Source organism: Nonomuraea rhizosphaerae (assembly GCF_019396405.1).
Classification (GTDB): domain Bacteria; phylum Actinomycetota; class Actinomycetes; order Streptosporangiales; family Streptosporangiaceae; genus Nonomuraea; species Nonomuraea rhizosphaerae.
The window spans coordinates 1-3,281 of record NZ_JAHKRL010000199.1; the positions used below are offsets into that span (position 1 = coordinate 1).

The 3,281-nt window shown below is 68.8% G+C and carries 2 protein-coding genes; one reads left to right on the forward strand and one right to left on the reverse strand.

Features of this window, described 5'->3' with window-relative positions; all coding sequences use genetic code 11:
• Positions 1-156: 156 nt before the first annotated feature.
• Positions 157-1,446, reverse strand: a complete 1,290-nt coding sequence (aceA, locus tag KME77_RS09690) for an isocitrate lyase (protein ID WP_219464309.1) — start codon at positions 1,444-1,446, stop codon at positions 157-159.
• Between the two features lie 272 nt (positions 1,447-1,718).
• Between aceA and KME77_RS09695 the strand changes: the two genes are divergently transcribed.
• The gene (locus KME77_RS09695; protein ID WP_219464310.1) at positions 1,719-3,158 is read left to right on the forward strand and encodes a helix-turn-helix transcriptional regulator; all 1,440 of its coding nucleotides are present in this window, start codon (positions 1,719-1,721) and stop codon (positions 3,156-3,158) included.
• The last annotated feature ends 123 nt before the right edge of the window (positions 3,159-3,281 follow it).

Below are 3,281 nucleotides of genomic sequence, written 5' to 3' on the forward strand. Positions count from 1 at the left end.
GGGGACCGGCCGCGCCAGACCGTGGGGGGATCTGGCGCGGCCGGTTTGTCGCCGAACGTCACCCATGCCCTGGTAACGGCCAGCAACGACTCACCCACAGGAGGAAAAGCTCATCGCCCTCAGTGCTCCGAACGATTCCCCTCGACGGCGAGCGTCTCAGTGGCGGGCGAACTGCTCCTCCTCGGTGGAGCCGCGCAGCGCCGTGGTGGAGGAGTCCGGCGCGACGGCCGTGCTGATGAGGTCGAAGTACCCGGTGCCGACCTCCCGCTGATGCCGGGTCGCGGTGTACCCGCGCGACTCCGCCGCGAACTCCGCCTCCTGCAGGTCCACGTACGCCGTCATCCCGTCGCTGGCGTACCCGCGCGCGAGGTCGAACATCGAGTAGTTCAGCGAGTGGAACCCGGCCAGCGTGATGAACTGGAACTTGTACCCCATGTGCCCCAGCTCCCGCTGGAACTTGGCGATCGTCGAGTCGTCCAGGTGCTTCTTCCAGTTGAACGACGGTGAGCAGTTGTAGGCCAGCATCTGGTCCGGGTACTCCGCCTTGATCGCCTCGGCGAACTCGCGGGCCACGTCGAGGTCGGGCGTGCCGGTCTCCATCCAGAGCAGGTCGGAGTGCGGCGCGTACGCCAGGCCGCGCGCGATGCACGCGCCGACGCCGTTGCGGACCCGGTAGAAGCCCTCGGCGGTGCGGTCGCCGGTGGTGAAGGCCTGGTCGCGGGGGTCCACGTCGCTGGTCAGGAGCGTCGCGGCCTGGGCGTCGGTCCGCGCGATGATCAGGGTCGGGACGCCGGCCACGTCGGCGGCCAGGCGGGCGGCGTTGAGGGTCTTGACGTGCTGCCCGGTCGGGATCAGCACCTTGCCGCCCAGGTGGCCGCACTTCTTCTCGGAGGCGAGCTGGTCCTCCCAGTGCACGCCCGCCGCGCCGGCGGCGATCATGCCCTTCATCAGCTCGTACGCGTTCAGCACCCCCCCGAAGCCGGCCTCGGCGTCGGCCACGATGGGCGCCAGCCAGTGCGGCGCGTCCGGCACGCCCTCCGACCAGGTGATCTGGTCGGCGCGCAGCAGCGCGTTGTTGATGCGGCGCACGACGGCGGGAACGGAGTTCGCCGGGTACAGGCTCTGGTCGGGGTAGGTGTGGCCGCCCAGGTTCGCGTCGGCGGCGACCTGCCAGCCGGACAGGTAGATCGCGTGCAGCCCGGCCTTCACCTGCTGCACCGCCTGGTTGCCGGTGAGCGCGCCGAGCGCGTGCACGTAGTCCTCGGTGTGCAGGAGGCTCCACAGGCGTTCGGCGCCGCGCCGGGCCAAGGTGTGCTCCTCCTGGACGCTGCCACGGAGCCTGATCACGTCCTCGGCGCTGTAGGTGCGTTCGACGCCCGCCCAGCGAGGGTCGTTGTCCCACTCGTCCTGCAGCTGCTCAGCAGCTCCCTTGAGGCGATCGTTCATGTTTTCACTCCTTTGTCGTCCCCTGGGGCCTGTGCCGAGTCTCTGCCCGAGTAGGTAGGGGGTAATAGGCGTCAATCGCGAGAAGAAACGAAGAAATTTCGCCAAATCTGAATACTGGCGAGTATTCGGCTGAGAAGAAATCCAGAGTTTTCCCTATGGACTAGACCAATCCAATGAGACGTGCGTCACAGGCGCCGGGGCCCTGGAAGATGAGCAGAATTTCTGTCTAAGATGCGCCTATGGCGTCCTTGCTAGGCGAAGAACCGCTGTCTTTGACGCAAGAGCTGGATCTGATCGCGTTTGGCCAGCGGTTGCGCCACCTGCGCAAACAACGGGGCCTCACCCTGTCCGACCTCGGCTCACGCGTCAGCAGGGCGCCCAGCCAGCTCTCCCTGCTGGAGAACGGCAAGCGCGAGCCCAAGCTGTCCCTGCTGAAGTCCCTGGCCGTCGCCCTCGGCGTCCCGGTCGAGGAGCTGCTGCGCCGCCAGCCGCCCAACCGCCGCGCCCAGCTGGAGATCGCGCTGGAGGAGGCCCAGCGCGACCCCGTCTACGCCGGGCTCGGCCTGCCCAGGCTGAAGGTCTCCGCGCGCGTGCCGAACGACGTCCTGGAGCACATCCTCGGCCTGTACGGGGAGCTGCGCGCCCGCCAGGCCAGGGGCACGGCCACGCCGGAGGAGGCCAGGGCCGCCAACGCCGAGCTGCGGCGCAGGCAGCGCGAGCTGGGCAACTACTTCGCCGAGATCGAGCAGGCCGCCGCCGAGGCGCTGAACGCGGTCGGCTACCGCACCGGCGCCCTGTCGCAGAGCATGATCCAGGGGCTGGTCACCCACTTCGGGTTCACCGTGCACACCGCCCAGGACCTGCCCAGGTCGGTGCGCTCCATCACCGACCTGCGCAACCGCCGCATCTACGTCAAGCACGAACAGCTCGGCATGCACACCCCGCGCACGATCCTGCTGCAGACGCTCGGCCACCTCGCGCTCGGCCACGGCAAGCCGCGCGACTTCGCCGACTTCCTGCGCCAGCGCACCGAGGCCAACTACTTCGCCGCCGCCGTCCTCGTGCCGGAGAAGGCCGCGACGCTCTACCTCCAGGAGGCCAAGGCCGACCGGGCGCTGTCGGTGGAGGACCTGCGCGACGTGTTCGCCGTCTCCTACGAGATGGCCGCGCACCGCTTCACCAACCTCGCCACCCACCACCTCGACCTGGTCTGCCACTTCGTCCGCAACGACGCCGGCGGCACGATCTACAAGGCCTACGAGAACGACGGCATCGTCTTCCCGGCCGACGAGCAGGGCGCGATCGAGGGTCAGCGGATGTGCCTGCAGTGGTCGGGGCGGCAGGTGTTCAGCTCGCCGGACCGGTTCTCGGTGTTCTACCAGTACTCCGACTCGCCGACCGGCACGTACTTCTGCGTCGCGCACGTGGACCCGTCGCGGGAGCGGGACTTCGCGATCACGCTCGGGGTGCCGTTCAAGGAGTCGCGCTGGTTCAGGGGACGGGAGACCACGAACCGGACCAAGTCCGGCTGCCCGACCGGCGACTGCTGCCGCCGCCCGCCCACCGAGCTGGCCGAACGCTGGGAGGGGTACGCCTGGCCGTCGGCCCGCGCCAACTCCCACGTCCTGGCCGCGCTGCCGCCCGGCTCGTTCCCCGGGGTGGACGAGGCCGACGTCTACACCTTCCTCGAACGGCACGCGGCCACGTTCTAGGTGGCTGGTGTTAAGCGGGTCATCTCGGCCGGATGATTCCGGGTGACTCGCTCAACGCCAGTTCTGTGTGGTGGTTGAGACACTGACCTGATGGCGTGGATCCAGCGATCATGTGGTTTCGGG

Coding starts and splice junctions, on each gene's coding strand:
- aceA (WP_219464309.1), bottom strand. CDS start 1,446: ATGAACGATCGCCTCAAGGGAGCTGCTGAGCAGCTGCAGGACGAGTGG.